This window comes from Mucilaginibacter sp. HD30, from assembly GCF_054061755.1.
The window spans coordinates 585057-602864 of record NZ_JBSSEO010000001.1; the positions used below are offsets into that span (position 1 = coordinate 585057).

The following is a 17808-nucleotide window of genomic DNA, read 5'->3' on the forward strand; positions in this document are numbered from 1 at the left end:
TTTAAGATTTAGGTTTTTCGATAAGATTAATAATTTCTTGTAGTTCGCCAGCGGTTATTTTCTTTTCTTTAGCGAAGAAAGTCACCAGGTTTTTATACGAATTTTCAAAATACGTATCCACGAATCCGCTCATAAAGCGCTTTTTATAATCTTCTTCCTTGATAATTGGCTTATACCAAAAAGACCCGCCGAGTTTTTCACTTTTCAAAAACGATTTACGTTCCAAATTTTTGATAGTTGAAGCGAGGGTGGTATAAGGCGGTTTTGGATCTTCGATTCCGTTTAAAAAATCTTTAATAAAACCCTCCCCGTACTGCCATATCACTTGCATAGCTTCTTCCTCTTGGTGTGACAATTTTTCCATTGCTTACGGTTGGTTCGTAAAGTTATGATTTACAAACAATATAACAAAAATGATATTAGTATTTTAGCAGTAGTTTTTTTAAATAAATATCTCCTATGTCAGCGTATTGGCTTAAAGAATCGGTTCCATCGGGTTCCGGAGTTCTTTCCAAAAGAGAATATGACCATCACTGCTTTGCCAACAACGTAGCTTTCTGGCAAAAGCCCCCATACCCTGGAGTCGGTTGAGGCAACTCTATTATCTCCGAGAACAAAATAATAGTTTTTGCTGAACATGTAGGGCCTTGCAGAGTTATTCACCCACCTTTTCGATTCAAACTGTGCGATGGTATTTCGGTATAAGAGTTTATTTTTTCCCTGAAAATCAATTGTTGATCCTTTCCTGGGTATCCAAAGTGGTCCGAATGTAACGCTATCATTTTTTGAACTGTCAACAAGAAATTTAAGGGACGGAATAGATTGCAGCTTCAGTTTTTGCATGGCCGTAAGTGAAATTTCCTTATGAGTATTGTTTCTGCTTAACCAATCCTCGTTGTAAATAATACCGGCATTCCGCATTGCTTCCGAAAAGTTCTCCCCATCATAAACTATCTGAAAGTTATTTTTTATATTTTCTGTTTCCGCATATTCTTTACCGTTAATGCAAATTTTATTATTTCTCATGGAAACTGATTGCCCTGGCAAGCCTATGCATCGTTTAACGTAGTAGTTGTCGGCGTCGTGGACATTATTAAAAACCAGAACATCATTAGCAGAGATTGTTCCAATGCCTCGCAGACGTCTTTCAGACGGGTTTACTGATTCACCATTAGAAAAAAAATTGAGCCACGGTATCTCAGAAATTTTAGAAGGAATTCGTGGCCCATAATTAATTTTGCTTACCAGGACATAGTCGCCTTCAAATAAAGTGTTTTCCATCGATCCACTGGGTATATAATAGACTTCGAAGAAAAATACTCTGACCAATATACAGCCAATAAACACCGCCATAAACAGGATGGGTACTTTTAAAATCTTTAAAACACCTTTTTCTTTAGCCTTTCCTACATGCCCGATGACCATTATGAGTGAAAACAGCATTAGAAATATAATGGCCCATGCCAATATTGTAATGACTAAGACCAATTTATTGAAGGTTTTTTATCGTCTTTGCATAAAGTTCGCTCAACGCGGGATTTAAAACAGGGTCGCCTATAAGCAGCACTTTCCCTGATGAATTGACAAGCGCCGTCTGGAATCGTTTATCATAAATGCCGTTGAGTTTTACTATGCTGGAGTTTTTGTCAAAAAGCCACGGAAAGCCGAGATCTAATTTTTCAATGGCGTCCTTCTGGAAGTCGTTCGCGTCAAAAGCGAAAATGTATGGCAGAAAACCACACTTAGAATCCTGTATGTTATTTGCTTTTAAGAAGTTCTTCCAAAATAACAACCCATTGACACAAGTGCCGCAGGTGCCGTCTACATAAGTAATAAGCTTATAAGGTTTACTTTGATTATATTTGAGCAAGCCGTTCTTGTCATTAAACACGGGAGCCTCTTTCGGACAAGAAAATTTCTTGTGTTCCCAGGTGGCAACGAATTTTTCGGCCTGATTATCCCATTCAACCTGCTTTTTGTCTTTACATGAGATAAGAACTGAAATCAACATAAAAAAACATACTTTTTTCATAATTATTTGAGATTGAATTTTATAATTTCTGGTGAGTCGTCACGTTTATTTACAGCTATTGCATATAAAAATCGGTCATCCGCCGATACTGCGATTCGTTTGATGAGACGGTTACAATGGTATTCTAACGCCTGTTTGCCATCCCAACTTATGGCCCTGATAGTATTTGCAAACTGGCGGTCGGGATCGCCACATCTCTTACCCGAATATAAAGCATAAAAATATCGATTGGATGCGTCCGTGTGTAAATACCCTTTGATGGTTTCATCTGTTACGAAATATTGTATTGCATTAAGAAATTTTTCGACTTTGATGTTATTGGGTAAAGAATAGTAATTTGACCAAACCGAATCGAGGCCCTGGGAGGAGACGTGCATGATGTTCAGCATGTCACAGTTATAAGTTGCCATGCCCACCTTGGTTTGATCAGGACTGATCGCAAAAGAGGAACTAAATAATTTCGCATTTTTCTGGTCCGTCAGTTTTTTGTTGATTTTTGCCGGATACCGCAAATAATATTTTGTTTGGTGATCGCTTTTATTGAAAGACCATATCCTGCCCTTTGGTGATGCACTTTCGCTGATAATAAACTTATTGGTGACCATCTTTTTTTCATATTCATTCGATCGGGAACCTACAACATCGGACAATATATTAGGCTTCCCCACCGGGTTTTTGAGCAAATTGTGCAACGTGAGGGTGAAAACATTGCGCGAATGCATATCATTGACGTACAGCAGACCGCCTACATCAGTGCTTTGTATTAAGCCGACGAGGGTTATTTGCTTTTGATCGGCTGGGAGTCCTTTTGAGATCAGCTTCCCATTCGTGTTATAAATTTCAAGAAGTGGCCTCCCCCCAGCATTCGCCACAATCAAAAGCGAGTCTTTTAATTCTATATCCCAGGGGTCAATTAGTTTTTTACCTTGAATGATGACCTGGGCAGTCAACTCCTTTTGGGTTTTAAATATATTGATTTTAGGTTCCCGGCTACACGAGGCACAGGTAAACACAGCTGCTATGAGTAGAATAGGTATTTTCATTTAATCATATAATTAATACAACCAGCAACAAAGTCGCTGGTTGTATACATGATACTACCGGTCAAGGCTTATCCTTTACCAGATCAATAACAACGTTAATTAGTATTTAAAAATTAGAATTAATCTTTGTACCAAGGTTGACCTTCACCCTCGATTAACGTTCCGCTTGGAGTGGTTATACTGCAATACACCGATGAAGTCTTGTCACATCCTGATTCACCAGCCGACGCTTGTAACGCTTTGATATTGTTAAATGACAACGCAGTTGATGATGATGAACTGGTTGTTTTTGCGTTCAATAAATTGAAGCCCATTACACCTACCGCAAAGGCGGCAAGCATTACTTTTGTAGTTGTTTTCATACTGATTTGTTTTTTTTAAGATATGTTTATAATAGTTGTTATTGATCAAAAATTGATGAAAGGCTGTCCCGTACCCCTAACAGTAACAGCACCGAGGGATGCCTCACAATAGCTTTGAGTCGTATTATCACAACCGACTTCCGATGCGGATGCCTGCAATGCTGTTATATTGTTAAGTGTAAGAGTGGTGGTTTGGTGCTTCAAAAGATTCTTTTTTAAATTAAATGATAGAATCGCGACCGCGAACACTATAAGTAACAGCCTGGTTAAAGTTTTCATGGTGTTTTATTTAATTGATAGGTTAATTCTTTCATTTCCTGTTTTATTTCAGTAATTGCCGGCGATGGTATCCGAATTCTTTTTTCTAATACTTCATGTGCCATACGTAGCGCCTTAGCGGGTTCTTTTGATCTGTAATAAAGTTTGGCGAGCAGATACGGAGCATAAAAGCGCGAGGGCATCATACGGTAGGCCATCAGATACATCTTCTCAGCATCGACAAACAACTTTGCCTGCATATAAATGTTACCCATATCGGTATATATAATCGGATCCGCGCGATAAAAAAGACTTTCTTGCAAGATTTTTACGGCATTAGCATATTGCCCACTCATTAGCAGGGCTTTTCCGTAATGTGCGAGGAAGAGCCCATTATTATTGAGGGCTGGATAGGCTTTTCGATAACTTGTGACACTTTCTTGATAATATTGCTTATTGTATAAGAGCGAAGCATATTTCCAACTATGGTACGAGTCCCTTTTTTGATTCAGTTTGATCCATAGCATCGGCACAACAAGGCATACCAGGAGACCAAACGGAATCACTATTGTTTTTTTTACAGTGGAGTTTAATTTGTTTATTGATAATGGCTTGCCTAGGTTGCTAATTCCCGCAAGTAAGAAGACAGTATTGACAAGTACAGGCCATATTTCGAATGGATATGAAAAACAGCTGAACACCAGCAGCGATAATAAGGCGGCTCGGAGCATATAAATAAGATGACTGTCTATTTCTTCTTTTTCTGGCTCCTCTGGTTCGAAAAACAATATAATGACCAATAGCGTGCAGATCAGTAAGCCGATGAAGCCAAACTCAATAAGTATGTGTAGCGGCTCATTAAATGGATAATCAACGTTTTCGGTAATCGAAGAAAAAACATCTGACGCGCCGCCCCTTGTGATGTAGTTGGCCTGCTGTTTCATGTATTCAGCTTTGAATTGCTCAAAACCATAGCCTAATAGCGGTTTTTCCCAAACCATTTGTAAAGAGGTCCTCCAGATAAGTAGTCGGCCGTCAGCTGATGTTGTTCTTATCTTATAAAGACCAAAAGTCAATGCTAGTAGTGCGAACAATCCGATGAACATAATTGCGTATTTTTTACGCTGAACTATGAGATTGTTCGGAAATCTTTTCAGAATAAGATAGATGAAGGAAATAACAAGCGCGATAATTGCAGCCCTTGACGCAGTTGACGGCAGAATGCAAATGATAGCAACCACTGTAATCGCGGCGATTGCTTCATAAAATCTTATCATGTTAGTGGAGGCTTTCTCCCTGAAAAGGAGGTACCCCATAGCAATAGGAAAAGCAGTAATAAGATAGGCAGAGTAGGGTGCGGGGTTAAAAAAACCTCCGGTAATTTTAAAAATATTATGATATGATGGTAGCAGATCATAAAGCTGGAGCATCCCGTAAATCGCTTGCCCTATCCCCGCGATCATTAATGCAATCAACAGATAGATTAAGAGGTCGGTTTTCAATAACCTCACAGTCAAATATAAAGGCACCAATGCGAAAATCCCCATCGCTTCAATTGGTGCTCTTGACCTATAGAACAAATAAGTATGAATAGAGAAATAAAACAGCAATATGAATAGCAAGATATCAGGAAATGTAATACAGCTAAGAACTCTTTTAGAATCAATTATAGCGTAAAGCGATACTAAAACAGCTAACGAAATTCCGCAGATAATGAGAAAGAATAATTGACCGTTTTGGGTAGGATAGAGCGTGGCTCGATCAAAAACAAAAGAATTAATTAACAGTATAGCGGCCATCAGCCCGCCCATTAGCATATATAAGAGTTTCTTAGAGAAGTTCACGTTTAAACAGGTTGAGATGTATACACAAACCAATTAGGTTCGATAAAGTGTATGTTGTTGGTTTAGATTTCTCCTGCAATTTCTCCTAATTTTTTTGATTAATTATCAGGGTTTTAGATGTATTTAGAATTTAAGGTATCTCATCAAGGATTCACATTAAATCACCATGAATTACAGGATTTATGTGAAAATCTGTTATTCCTTATTTAATAAAATTTTAAATTTATTTGCAACCAAACGAAATGATCGTATCTTTACGTAAATTTCGTACCGAGGCTGTGCCTAAACTGCTTTCGAATTACCCCTTCTATAGATTGAAAAACTCTATAGCGAAATGAATACCAACTAAACTAAATATATCACCATATGAAAATTACATTATTCCTCGCTTTGCGAAAAGTCAGTATTCTGACGCTTTTAATTACCTTTTTGTTCACAATTACCGCCTTTGCATCAGGAAGCCAATTTTCAAAACCGGATGGCTTTGAACAAAAACGGCTTATGTATCTACAATCGATGAATAACTTCAGGGAAAAACTATCGGATACCAGCGGAAACTTCATGAACAAGGTGAGTGATGGTAATGGCACCAAAATGCTTTACTTTCTTGATGGAAAATCCGTTAGCGAAGAAATAGTACTGGGTCTTAAACGCCGGGATGTTTTTAAATCATATGTATTGACAGATAATTCACTGCTAAAAAAATATAAGACAAAAGAGGCCATATACATCATTACGATGAAAAACAAGGATTCCGAATCAGTTAACAACTTCGCAACCCAGATTACTGATCTTACGGAAAATAAACCGGCAAAAACAATAATGGGCCAAACCTTGCCGAAAAGCGCTATAAAAAAAAATATGGCGACAAGTGTCATTTCAATAGATACAAAAAATAATGCTCGTGGAAAAGCGAATATTGTTTCTAAATATTTGATTTACCCGAACCGCTATGATAGCGACGAATTCGGACGAATCAGTGATAAATTAAGCGAACAAGGATTTACTTTAAAATCCTCGCCGACATACATCCTGGGAAAACTTACGAAACTCGAAATAACATTAAAGTCCGGTCAAGATATACAGACCAAAAGCTGGGAGGCAGATTTAGGTAAAGATGACAGTAAATTCCTTGTGGAAACAGATTCCGGAACAGGAAAGGTGTTGCTGAGGGTTTTACCAGAGTAGTTGAAGCTTTCCGCAATACACTCTTAAACGCTTATTAACCTATGAAACCTATCCTTATCACATTTTTCTGTTTTATTACAATCGCAGCAGCTGCCCAAAATACATATTCTATCAAAGGAATGGTGAACGACAGCACAGAAAAAATCGCGTTGGCTGATGCTTCTGTCGTAGTTATCAATTCTTCTGATTCTATATTGGTCAACTTTATTAGAGTATCGCCTGAAGGAACATTTAAAATCGACGGCCTCTCGTCTGGAAAGTACGCTCTCATTGTTAGATACCCTCAGTATGCAGATTACGTGGAAGATTTCACAGTAAACAATGATAGTCGATCAAAAGACTTTGGTTCAATCAATTTACAGTTGAAATCGAAGTTGTTACGCGACGTTATCATAAAAGGCGAGGTAACGGCTATCAAGTTCAAGGGGGACACCACAGAATACAACGCACGAGCTTTCGTTATTCAACCAAATGACAAGGTTGAGGATTTGTTGAAACAATTGCCTGGAATACAGGTAGACAAAGATGGAAAAATCACCGCACAGGGGCAAACGATCAGCAAAGTTTTGGTTGATGGTGAAGAGTTTTTTGGTGATGACCCGACCTTGGTAACAAAAAATATCCGTGCCGACATGGTTGACAAAGTCCAACTATTTGACAAGAAGAGTGATCAGGCAGCCTTCACGGGTGTAGATGATGGAATAAAAACCAAGACATTAAATGTCAAACTCAAAGAGGACAAGAAATATGGCTATTTTGGAAAGTTGGAGGCGGGTAAAGGAACGGACGGTTATTATCAAGTGCAAGGCATGTACAACGCTTTTAAAGGCAAACGCAAGTTTGCTCTATACACAACCAATGGCAATACCGGCAAAACCGGCTTAAGTTTTGATGATAATCAAACTTACGCATATGCTAACAATGTGCAAATAATCGATGGGAGCGTCTTGATCAATATGACAGGGGGTGATAATGACCTTGATTCATTTGACGGCCGCTATAATGGGCAAGGAATTCCCAGTGCCAAAACCGGAGGCGCCCATTATGATAATAAATGGAATGCTGACGCACTATCGCTGAATGTGAATTACAAATTCGGTTGGCTCGATGTGAACGGCGATAAGAATGTGCAGACCCAAAAGAATTTTTTGAAAATCAAAACCAATACAGTCGAAAATCAAAATTTTAGCAATTCTATTTTCCGTCAGAAATTCGACTTTTCTTATCAAATCGCTCTCGATACAAGTTCAACATTGAAGATAACCTTTGATGGTACTCAAAGAAACAATTCCACCCTAACCAACTACAATGCGTACAGTTACCTAGGCATGGATACGCTACAAAATAAAAACATCAGAGACATAATGAACAGCGGCCACGAACATTTTTATAACGCTGGCCTTTTTTACACAAAAAAATTCAAGAAGCCAAACCGGACCCTTTCAGCCTACTTGGGAGGGCATAGTGATGATAGCGATAGTCAAGGGTATCTTAAGTCCTCCACAACTTATTATAATCCTTCGGGCAACAATCAAGTCGATAGCTTAACCGCTATTGATCAGTATAAAACAAGCCTCAGTAAAAACAATATACTGTATACTAATCTGACTTACACTGAGCCGCTCGGAAAGATATTTACCGTGGTGATTAATTACGGGTTGGTGATTAACCGGAGCACCTCTGACCGTAAATCTTTTAACGCTTTAGTTCCAAATGTATATAGCGCCCTTGATGCTGCGTTAAGTAACAACTTCAATCTTAACCAAACGATAAACCAAGCCGGGGTTATTGTTAACTATAAAAGAAAAAAAACGGTCTTAAACTTCGGCAGCAAAGTGGCGGATGTGGCGTTCAACCAGTTGAATGTAAATAATTCAAATACACTAAATAGGCATTTTGTTAATTGGTATCCGCAATTTTCTTATTTATACAGGATTTCCCAGCAGTCAAACTTCTCTTTCAATTATAATGGAAACGCACAATCCCCTACAATCATGCAAATACAGCCTATTCGTACTAATACAGACCCGCTTAATGTCTTTTTAGGGAACACAGGCTTGAAGCCCTCTTTTTCTAACAGGTTTGTGATTTCTTATAGTTCATACCGCACATTAACGAGCCAGTTTTTCAATATTGGCGGTAATTTTTCCTATACAACTAATCAGGTTATTAATTGGACGGTCACAGATGTTGCTACCGGAGCCAGTACAATCCAATATGTTAATTTAGACAAACACAAGCCATATGTTTATAGTTTTTATACTTTTTGGGGGAGAAAGATCAAGGGGCCCGATTTTAATATAGGTGTTAGCATCAATGTTTATGGTAACTCGTACTATAACTATATTAACAATGTTTTAGCTCAAAGCACATCGTCAACCTATTCTGGGTCAGTTAATCTGCATAAGGCTGTATTAAAAAAATATGACTTCACTATTTCTATGGGGCCAACCTATAACCAGAACCAATCTTCACTTCAAAAACAGTTCAATGGCAACAGCAGCGGTTTCAATGGCAAGAGTTCTTTGAGCTTATACTTACCAGCAAAATTACAGTTGGCTACAGACATCACATACACTTTTGTCGGTAAATCACGAAGCTTTGATGAAAACTTCAAACGTACCCTTTGGAACGCAACTGTAAGTAAGAGCTTTTTGAAGGAAAACAATTTAAAGTTATCCTTATCTGCATACGATCTGTTGAATCAGAATAACGGATTTAGCAGGTCTGCCTCCGGAAATATCATTACACAAAGCAATTTCACAACAATAAGAAGATACCTGATGTTCTCCATTTCCTGGGATTTTAATCAGGTTAACAGTAAAAAACAATAAACAAACCATGAGAACGACCTTTATGTTAATAGTATTTACGGCACTGGCCATTTTCAGTTCCTTTGCCCAACGTGTCAGGTTTATCAGGAGCGGGACCATAGAATTTGAAAAACGTATTAATATGTTTGCGCTTATAGCAAAGACGTATGCAGAAAACAAGGATGGCGTAACAGCACAGGTAATTGAACAATATAAAAAAACCCAACCGCAGTTTAAACCGCTTATTGCTAATCTTAGTTTTAATGATCATATTACCGTATTTTCTCCTGAACCCGAACCACCTTCATCGGACAGCTTTTTCGATCTGCCCATGGCTCACCAGCATAAAATAACTTATACCGACCTGCGAAGCCATAGCTACATTAGTCAGCGCACCATACTTGGTGAAACGTTTTTAATAAAGGACACCTCAAATAAAATTAAATGGAAACTAACTGGAGAAACGCGGGATATTGCTGGCTATGCCTGCCATCGCGCCAATGGTTTGACATTGGATTCAGTCTATGTTGTCGCCTTTTATACTGATCAGATACCCGTTTCCGGCGGCCCTGAATCTTTCTTTGGTCTGCCTGGAATGATCCTCGGCATTGCTCTTCCCTATGAAAATGTGACATGGTTTGCGACAAAGGTAACCAACACGCAAGTGCCTGCTTTGAATCTACCCGGAAAAGGCAATCAATATGATGCTAAAGGGTTTCGGGCCAAAATTGCGCCCTTAATAAAAAACGGCTTACGGAATCAACAATCATACTATAAAGCAATGGAGCTATGACTTGAACACGACGACAGTACCCTAACCTAACCTATAAAAACATATGACACTTAATAATAAATTACTCATTCCGCAAAGCGATTATCTCTATTTGATTGATTTTCATAAGATCATTTTTTGCAAATCTGAGAACTGTTATACTACCGTGTACACGGTAGATGGCAATAATCTGCTACTTGTAAGGTCGCTGGCCAAAGTAGCAAGAGACGATCTCCATGCAATGAATTTTATTAGGGTGAACCAGTCTTACTTGATAAACAAGGATCATATTCAGGCAATAGACAAAAAGCGAAAGTTTATAAATATGAGCAAGGACTATTCTATTCCGTTTACCATAACATTAAAAGAGCTGATGGAACTGCTATAAGAACTTAAGGAGTTATGCGGTAAGCCTGAAATATCGTTTTGCAGGACTCAAATCAAATCTGAAAAAAAATCAAAAGGGAATTGCTAATGATTGGTTATTTATAGCCAAAGTTATATTGGCCAATCAATTTAATGTCTAACCATGTTAAAGTGCGTTAAAGTTAGGACGTACCGGCCGGGGCTTGCATGTATATTTGCGACATTCTGCTAAAAGGCGTTCGAAAACTGCCCTTATAGAATAATGTATAGTCTCTTCATTTGATTAAATAAGTAGCCCACACTTGGCTTGTTTTGAACTGTTTCTTGGAAGATTTGCGCAAAATTGCTTTTTAAGGGATAAATTATAACATCGGTTCCAACCCGTTTTTGGGCCTTTATGATGCGCTACCATGTCTGATAATCCATTTAGATAAATGGTTAATAACCCAATGATGTAATAACGGAGTTGTTGATAAAATATGGTATGGTTTGTAATCTCTTTCAGTGTTTTGATCTAAAGCAATCTACCAACTTATCAGCATTGCCAGGATTTTTCAGTTTATCATGTTTTTTTCAAGTGATTTGCTAAACCGGTTTTATGCTATATATTTGTTACACAAAACCTAACCTTATGACCACTGAGAAGATAATTTTATCACAACAGGATAATATTTTTTTTGTACATCCCGACGAAATTTTATTTTGTCAATCTGATAGTTGCTATACTAGCATTTATTTAATTACAGGTAATAGAGTTTTAATAGTAAAGTCGCTCACAAAGTTTCAAAGCGAATTAAGTCAAAAAGACTTTATAAGGGTTAATCAGTCCTATTTAGTTAATATGCGATTTGTTAAAATAATTGATAAGAAAAAGCGCTGCTTAGAATTGGAAAATGACCATGTCATACCTTTTACAGTGACATTAAAACACTTATTAAATATGATGGGAAGAAACGTAATAACTGATTAGTAATGCCTCATTTTTATGTTAGTTAAGTACTCATAGTTGATTTGTTAGAAACAAGGAAGATAGTCGGTTTTAGTTGCAGTCTAGCTAGCTGATGCTATTATTCTGGATTCGGTAGGTGATAGATTTTTAAACAGAACAAATTGCCAGTAAAAGTGCACCATAATCGCCGAACTTTTTGCGTAGTAAAAGAGATTATGCCTTAAACTGGTTAAATATCACTTGAAATCATCACCAAAATATCTGATGATCATTCTTGTATTGAAAGATTCTTTGCTCCTTTCCCCCTGCTGTATTTTCCACTAACAACAGTGCGTTTTTGGGTGCCTTATCAAATACAACACTGTTTGGGTTCTCCGCCTTTTTCTCACCAAGCGAAATCCACCGATTATCCCAATAGTAAAGGCGGTAGGTGTCTCCGGTAACGACACTATTATCGTCATTGTGTGGCAAATAAACTATTCGCGTCACTTTGGAAGCGTTGTTAGGCCCAAGATCTATCCCAATGTATGTGAACGGATCTTCTAAAGCGCTTTTAAAATAAGTTGCCCTGTCTCCATCATACAACGTTTCAATACCATGTGGGTAGGCCCCTTTGCTCCCTATAAGTTTGCCTTTAAGCCTTACTTCCTTACCTTCACTATTGAGTCCGAAAAACGCTAACTCCGACATCTGAATCTGCTGCATGCCTTTGAATTGAAATACCAAAAACCTATACTTACGGCTGTCACGAACGTTCAAGTCGGTAAAATTAAATGTCAAATGTTTAACGGTGTGACTTGTCACACTGTCCGACAAGTCTGGCTTGTTAGCGAATTGAAACCGCCCCCCAACAATCGAGTATGCGTTAGTCATCTCATTTGGCTTAAAGGGAAATTTTGCATAGAGGGTAACGGCCTCACGCTGGTTGGCATTTATTATACTGACCACTTTTCCATTCGTACCCAAAAGAAACGGATCTGCGGCAGGTACGATTTGCTGATCTTGGTAGTACGCAGGAAGATAAACTATGTTTTTTCCCATTTTCTTAAAATTAGCGACAACGCCATAAACTTTGCTCCATGCTACAGGTACCCATCTCTGGTTATCGAAAACACATAAATAAGCATATTTCTGGCTAATGTTTGTTTTTCTCAACGTGACAGTGAGATCAGCAGTTTCCACATATTTTTCTGTGACGTCTTGTATCCAAGCGCTATTCAATTTAATTGGAACTTCATCATTAAGAGATTTTATCGCACCAAGGCTATTACTCTGCCGTTCAAAACATTCACGATAAACCTTAGCAACAGTCCTACAGTATCTAATTTGTATATTTTCAGGCCGATCTTCATATTCCGGGTCATCAAACGATGTCGAGGTCATTATATGCTGTGTTGGCTTTCGAACATTGATGTTTGTTAGCTTGCCTTTGACGGTGTCATATTTCGGGGCAATTAATTTATACCAATAGTGAGCCATATTAGAATTACCCCAGTTGGGAACAACATCCATCACAACCGGAATTCCCATGGCCCTCATGGCAGTAATGCGAACCGAATTTGCATCCTGACATTCCCCGAATTTTCCTTTCAGCAAATTGGAAAACTTAATAGGACTTAGGTATGGGTATCTTATTTGAAGTGAGGGGTCTTCTTGAAACCACTTGTCCATTTCCTTGCAAATGAAATCCTTCGCGACAAAAGGGTTGCTTGTGTTTTTTACTGAATCCTTAAGGAATTTATATTTTCTAAGAAAAAACTCCCTGGCATCTAAGGAATAGGTTGTAGAGGTCCTGTATGGAAGAATATATTCACAAAATTCTTTAAATGATACATTTTTAGCCCAAGGCATTGATTTCCAGACAAAAATTGCGTTGTCTATGTTTTTAATTAGAAATTCCTCTGTTACTAAGTCGGCGTCATTTACATACCGAACGTTCGGATTCTCCTGAGGAAGATTGTCGGCTTTGTTAAGGCTATCAATTATTCTGGTTTGAATCGGATATCTAAACCCGACTCTTGGCTTTTCATGCAACCAATGATTGTAAATCAAATCGAAATAGACTTGGTTTGACTCTATAGATGAAGTGTCGAGAGTCATTTGTCCCTCAATATTTTTGATGAGGAATTTCGCGGCCTTCAATTTTAAACTGTCTGCAGGATTTTCGCTGTAATGCTCGATTACTGCATTGAATTTATCCTCCTTTCCCAATTTACCTCTGCACCTAAGAAACAATGTTGCTGAAGCAATTAGTAATATTACGGCTAAATAAAAAAAATGGTTTTTACCGGATTTCATTTTTTTGTGATTAAGGTTTAATTAAATAAAATTAAAAATTATAATCAATATTCAAAGATTAATTATAAAAACAACGCTTTGCTTCCTTGGATGCGTGCTAAGAACAATTATTTGAAAAAGGGGAATCGTTCAGGATTTCTTCTTAACTTTCTTTTCGCTCCCGCCGTCCAGGCGTACATGACTTTGTAGTTAAGCGTGGGTTGTTAAAAAAAAGATATATGCGTTGTACAGACGATCCCATTTTTAACGCTTAGGCACCAAAAGCGCAAGGCGGGTGAAATGTCAAGCAGGAGCACCGCTAAAAAACAAATTAAAACGCTTCGCTTGTATAGCCTTTACGTTTCATCCGCAAGTCGGTAATTTTGCCAGACGCGGTGAAAGGGGTATACCTTTCTCGGAAGGGGTAGGGCAGGTGTGTTATGAGGAACGAATATCACTCCTGCCAGTGGCAGCGAGGCTAACGGCGCAATGGAACCCGGCGCGATAGCGCGAGGTGAAATGAAGCCGTCTACCGCAGCTGCATGGGCAATCAGCAGTACCACGCAATGTCATCCGTTAACATCATTTATATATTGACGGTAAATTCTTTCGGCCACGTTATTTAATTTTGCCACCTGCTTGAATAGCATGCTTACCGAATCCACGTCAGGATTAACGGAGCTGTTGTCACGCGATTGGGATTACGCATTTTGCAGCAACTGATTCGATTCCCTTATGGGATATTGGGTTAGTATATACAATGCCTGTTAGAACTTAGAGAGGACTATAAATATAGGATCGGTGTATCTTCACACAAAAAATCTTTTTTTTCGAGATCGTCCACGTTAATGTTATCAACGCGACATTGATCCACCTTATTAAAAATGACTATAAATCAGTTGCTTGCAACCTATTAATTATGGAGGATTAGAATCTTATTAAACCAATCTAACCTATTTTTTTTGCACTACGATAGTAGTGCCGTTACCCTGTGACGATTGTATTTCGACAGAGTAATTAATCTGTTTCGCCCTATATCTGATATTGTTTAGTCCGTAGCCCCCGCTTTGAGCCAACGTATCAAATCCAAGTCCGTCATCGCTAATGCCCAGTGTTATTTTTTGGCCTGTTTCTGATTTAATGAAAATATGCAATTTTTGGCATGTAGCATACTTGAAACAATTGTTGAAAGCTTCTTTGGCTATCAATAGAAGGTTTCTTTTTTCGATCTTCGACAAGGCCACATCTGCCACACGGGATTCCACATCACAGCAGAAGTTGATCTTTCGGGCTTCCGCCAATGGTTCAGCAAAACGCCTGATTCGTTCGGCCAGGTCCCCTGCCGTATCCTGCGTTCCCTCCAATACCCAAAGCATATCCCGTAAACCGGCCGCCGTATTGCTGATCAGATTCTCGATTTCATTCAATGCATCCAATTTACCAAGTTGACCGATGGCCAGATGCGTAAATATTTTGATCGCGTTGAGATTGCCACCCAGATCGTCGTGAAGATCATTGGCTATCTCCCGCCGAATACTGTGTTGGATCTTGATCTGTTTGATCCGGTATTGATAAAATGCGGTAATGATAGCCGCCACCAATAAGATGATCGCGATTTTGAACCAGATTGTTTGGAACCATTTGGGTTGTATATATAGAAGAAGCGACCTGGGCGTACTCCAGTAACCGTCCTCATTAGCTGCTTTAAACTCCAAACGGTAAGTAGCCGGCGGAAGCCCCATCAGGCTGATCTGGTCGCGAAAACCATTGCTAACCCAACTGGTATCAATTTCATTGATCCGGTATTTAAAACTGACGCGTTTGGGGGCCGTAAAATTAAGCCCGACAAAAGCAATATTAACCTGCAGCCAGTCGCTTGGTATTTTCAGCGAATGGATACCTAGTTCGGTATTAACCAGATTGCGTCCGTTTGATAATTTAATGTCAATATTCTTAATATAAAGTGTCGGCGGGGTTTTGTGATAGCGTAGTTTATTTGGTTCGATCACTGTGAATCCATTGATGCCCCCCGCGTAGATTTTCCCTCGTTCGCGAACCGCAGTTACCTCTTCAAAGCTATTCGATTGTAAGCCGTTCTCGACGTAGTAGTTCTTGGACATGTTCTTTTTTAATAAATAATGAGCGAGGCCATTATTGGTTGTTACCAGTAAACTGCTGTCACCAAGGTTAAAAATGTTGTAGACGCCGTCATTGCTCAGACCCTGTCTCGTTCCAAACTGCTGTTTAACTTGCAACCGCTGATCGAGTTTTATCAGCCCGTTCCCGTAGGAAGTGAGCCAGTAATTGCCCCCGGCTTCACACATATCAAAAAACAACTCCAAATGTGCTAAATGAAGTGGTTGAGCTGATAGGAGGTCAGGCGAAAGGATAGTGATCACCTTATCGGACAAAACCCAAAACCGGCCGCGTTTGTCACGGTAAATATTGTTTACGGAATTAGAGGCCAGCGCCGGCTTGGAAAAGATATCCAGTTTTCTCACCTGATGGCGTTTGTAGTTCCAAAGCAAAATGCCGTTGTCATTCTCTGTTCCTAATACTACTGCAGTATCACCGAGCAGGATATGGCTGTTAACCGCGTAGGTACTGTAGCGGGAGAACTCCCGGTAGGTACGCGTAAGCGGGCTGATCCGTCCCGACGCAAGTGTGAACATGCCATCTTCCCTGAACAATAGCACCGGACTGCCGGGAAATGAAAAAATATGATGATAAAGGTGCCTGCGGTCTAAAAATGTAAACGCGTTATCTGCTTGCTGTATTTCCACCAGGCCACTGCTCAGCCCCGCCAGGATATCATTATTCGGTTTGACATAGATGGAACGCAAATGCTCCAGTTTGATACCTGTTTTTTCATCATAGTAGTATTTGGTAAAAGGACTGGCGTCCAAACGCATCATCGCAGCACCTTGTTGACAACTCAGCCAAACCTCGTTTCCCTGCCGGAAGATCGCCTGAACATAATTGATCCACTTGCTCTCTGCCTGCCCGATACTTTCGTCGTAAACAACATACTTTTCAAGAAGTGCGTCAAACCGGTAGAGGTTGCTGTTCCCCGAAATCAGCAACTGTCCGGGGCCGATAATGCACACCGCATCCGTTTGTACATCGTTCAGAGTGCTCAAAGACCTCACTGGTCGGTCATCAGCCTTTAAAGTGTAGTTTTTATCAAAGCTAACCTTTCGTAAACCCTGCGTGGTCGCCATTAACGCCTCGTGGTCATTCAGGAAAGCCATATCATTAACTCGGATACGTCCGCTAGCGTTATGGTCACCAAGTTCGCGCACACGCATAACCGCTAATTCGGCAAAGCTACTACCGTCATAAACCACAACGCCATATCCTGTATAACACACCCAAACATTATCAGCATTATCCCTGATAATAAAATTGGCTTCATAAATTCCCGTGGCACTGCGCTTTTGCTGCATATGCCGCGGCAGGCTAAGAAAACGCCGGTGCTTTAGATCAAATATCTTCAGGCCGCAAAATGAACCGATCCACAAATTGTTACGGCAAGCAGCCATCGTAATATTCCAGTCCTGCGGATGGTATGATGGAATTGCAAAATGTTTCAGCACTGTTCCGTTGTTGGTTCCTATCATATCCAGGCCATTCCGGTCCGGTAAAACAAAGAGCGCATGTTGATTTGGTTCTTCAACCAATGCCCGTATATCAGCTCCTGATAACTGTGACGCCGCCGGGGCCTGTTTAGTGTAGTGTCTGAAATCGCGTCCGTCAAACCTTGCAAGCCCATCTTGCGAAGCGATCCATAAAAACCCTTTTTTGTCTTTTAAAATATTCCTTATATTGTAGCTGGAAAGGCCTTCAGATTGCCCGTACTTCAATAACGACAATTTGAGTTTGGCCTGCCCTAAACAGTTCATAC

General features: G+C 39.4%; 13 protein-coding genes. 5 read left to right on the top strand and 8 right to left on the bottom strand.

Annotated elements, in window-relative coordinates; genetic code table 11:
* Nucleotide 1: 1 nt before the first annotated feature.
* From ACVW2L_RS02825 to ACVW2L_RS02850, 6 genes are all read right to left on the bottom strand, one after another.
* Nucleotides 2-364 (bottom strand): BlaI/MecI/CopY family transcriptional regulator, encoded by a 363-nt coding sequence (locus ACVW2L_RS02825; RefSeq protein WP_457126437.1) that lies wholly within the window; start codon nucleotides 362-364, stop codon nucleotides 2-4.
* A 98-nt stretch (nucleotides 365-462) separates the two neighbouring features.
* Complete coding sequence (gene lepB / locus ACVW2L_RS02830) at nucleotides 463-1443, bottom strand: signal peptidase I (protein ID WP_457126438.1); 981 nt, start codon at nucleotides 1441-1443, stop codon at nucleotides 463-465.
* Nucleotides 1444-1489: 46 nt separating this feature from the next.
* Nucleotides 1490-2011, bottom strand: a complete 522-nt coding sequence (locus tag ACVW2L_RS02835; protein ID WP_457126439.1) for a hypothetical protein — start codon at nucleotides 2009-2011, stop codon at nucleotides 1490-1492.
* A gap of 23 nt (nucleotides 2012-2034) precedes the next feature.
* Nucleotides 2035-3075, bottom strand: a complete 1041-nt coding sequence (locus tag ACVW2L_RS02840) for a hypothetical protein (RefSeq protein ID WP_457126440.1) — start codon at nucleotides 3073-3075, stop codon at nucleotides 2035-2037.
* A gap of 119 nt (nucleotides 3076-3194) precedes the next feature.
* A complete protein-coding gene (locus tag ACVW2L_RS02845; protein WP_457126441.1) occupies nucleotides 3195-3437 on the bottom strand; it encodes a hypothetical protein in 243 nt (80 codons plus the stop codon).
* Between the two features lie 275 nt (nucleotides 3438-3712).
* The gene (locus ACVW2L_RS02850) at nucleotides 3713-5506 is read right to left on the bottom strand and encodes an O-antigen ligase family protein (RefSeq protein WP_457126442.1); all 1794 of its coding nucleotides are present in this window, start codon (nucleotides 5504-5506) and stop codon (nucleotides 3713-3715) included.
* Between the two features lie 399 nt (nucleotides 5507-5905).
* On the opposite strand from ACVW2L_RS02850, the gene ACVW2L_RS02855 reads away from it, so the two are divergent.
* The 5 genes from ACVW2L_RS02855 to ACVW2L_RS02875 all read left to right on the top strand — a co-directional run bounded on the left by ACVW2L_RS02855 (nucleotide 5906) and on the right by ACVW2L_RS02875 (nucleotide 11648).
* Nucleotides 5906-6727: a hypothetical protein gene (locus ACVW2L_RS02855; protein WP_457126443.1), complete on the top strand. Its 822-nt coding sequence runs from the start codon at nucleotides 5906-5908 to the stop codon at nucleotides 6725-6727.
* Between the two features lie 41 nt (nucleotides 6728-6768).
* On the top strand, nucleotides 6769-9561 hold the full coding sequence (locus tag ACVW2L_RS02860) for an outer membrane beta-barrel family protein (RefSeq protein WP_457126444.1): 2793 nt from the start codon (nucleotides 6769-6771) through the stop codon (nucleotides 9559-9561).
* A gap of 7 nt (nucleotides 9562-9568) precedes the next feature.
* Nucleotides 9569-10333 (top strand): GLPGLI family protein, encoded by a 765-nt coding sequence (locus ACVW2L_RS02865; RefSeq protein WP_457126445.1) that lies wholly within the window; start codon nucleotides 9569-9571, stop codon nucleotides 10331-10333.
* Between the two features lie 43 nt (nucleotides 10334-10376).
* Nucleotides 10377-10700 carry a LytTR family transcriptional regulator DNA-binding domain-containing protein gene (locus tag ACVW2L_RS02870; RefSeq protein ID WP_457126446.1) on the top strand — a complete coding sequence of 108 codons (324 nt, stop codon included), beginning with the start codon at nucleotides 10377-10379 and terminating at the stop codon, nucleotides 10698-10700.
* Nucleotides 10701-11309: 609 nt separating this feature from the next.
* Entirely contained in the window at nucleotides 11310-11648 is a 339-nt protein-coding gene (locus ACVW2L_RS02875; RefSeq protein WP_457126447.1) for a LytR/AlgR family response regulator transcription factor, read from the top strand.
* Nucleotides 11649-11876: 228 nt separating this feature from the next.
* Here ACVW2L_RS02875 and ACVW2L_RS02880 read toward each other — a convergent pair whose 3' ends face one another.
* Both ACVW2L_RS02880 and ACVW2L_RS02885 read right to left on the bottom strand, forming a co-directional pair.
* Entirely contained in the window at nucleotides 11877-13925 is a 2049-nt protein-coding gene (locus tag ACVW2L_RS02880) for a hypothetical protein (protein ID WP_457126448.1), read from the bottom strand.
* A gap of 932 nt (nucleotides 13926-14857) precedes the next feature.
* Nucleotides 14858-17806 carry a two-component regulator propeller domain-containing protein gene (locus ACVW2L_RS02885; protein ID WP_457126449.1) on the bottom strand — a complete coding sequence of 983 codons (2949 nt, stop codon included), beginning with the start codon at nucleotides 17804-17806 and terminating at the stop codon, nucleotides 14858-14860.
* Nucleotides 17807-17808 lie beyond the last annotated feature (2 nt).